The sequence below is a fragment of the Mycobacterium helveticum genome, from assembly GCF_007714205.1.
Classification (GTDB): domain Bacteria; phylum Actinomycetota; class Actinomycetes; order Mycobacteriales; family Mycobacteriaceae; genus Mycobacterium; species Mycobacterium helveticum.
This window is the reverse complement of sequence record NZ_VMQU01000305.1, coordinates 1-980: the sequence shown is the minus strand read 5'-3', so window position 1 is coordinate 980 and position 980 is coordinate 1. Positions and strand designations below refer to the sequence as shown.

The 980-nt window shown below is 80.2% G+C and carries 1 pseudogene; it reads left to right on the top strand.

Annotation, left to right across the window (positions count from 1 at the left end):
• Positions 1-980: pseudogene (locus tag FPZ47_RS28740) on the top strand (PE family protein); the annotation flags it as partial.

The following is a 980-nucleotide window of genomic DNA, read 5'->3' as shown; positions in this document are numbered from 1 at the left end:
GGGTAGCGGCGGGGTCGGCGGGTGGTTGATCGGCAATGGCGGCAACGGCGCGCAAGGCGCGACCGGCGTGGCCGGTGTCAACGGCGGTGCCGGCGGCACCGGTGGGTTCGGTGGCGCGGCGGGCTTGTGGGGTGCCGGCGGTAACGGCGGTCAAGGCGGCACCGGCGCGGCCGGCGGGACCGGCGGCAATGGTGGTGCCGGCGGGGCGAACGGGTGGATCGGTGGCGGTAACGGTGGCATGGGCGGCGCCGGTGGTCAAGGCGGAGGGGGGGTAACTGGAACGGCCTCGGCCCCCACCGGCACGAACGGCGGGCTCGGCGGCAACGGGGGTGTCGGCGGCGCGAACACGCAGTTGTTCTCGTTGAACGGCCACGGCGGCGCCGGCGGGGTCGGCGGCACCGGCGGCCACGGTGGTCTCGGCGCAACGGGGGCGGCCGGCGTGGCCGGCACGGACAGCGGTAACGGCGGGGTCGGCGGCAACGGCGGCAACGCCGGTGACGGCGGGGTCGGCGGCGCCGGTGGCGCCAACCAAGCGCTGCTCGGCGGCACCGCGGGTGGCGTCGGCCACGGCGGTAACGCCGGTGGCGCCGGGGTCGGCGGGCTCGGCGGCCAAGGCGTGGACGGCGGCACCGGCGGCACCGGCGGCACCGGCGGCGACGGCGGCCAGGGCGGTAACGCCTTTAGTGCCGCCGGCATCGCCGGCACGAGCAGCGCCGGCGGCGACGGCGGCAACGGCGGCCAAGGCAGCACGGGGGCCACCGGCGTCGACGCCGCCGGCGGCAACGGCGGGACCGGCGGGACCGGCGGGACCGGCGGCACCGGCGGTGCGGCCGCCACGGTCGGCACTGGCGCGGCCGCGGGAATCGACGGCAACGGGGGCAACGGCGGGGCCGGCGGGACCGGCGGGGCGGGGGCGGCCGCCACCACCGCCGGTGCTACGGGCTACGCCGGTGGTGCCGGCGGCCAGGGCGGTGCCGGCG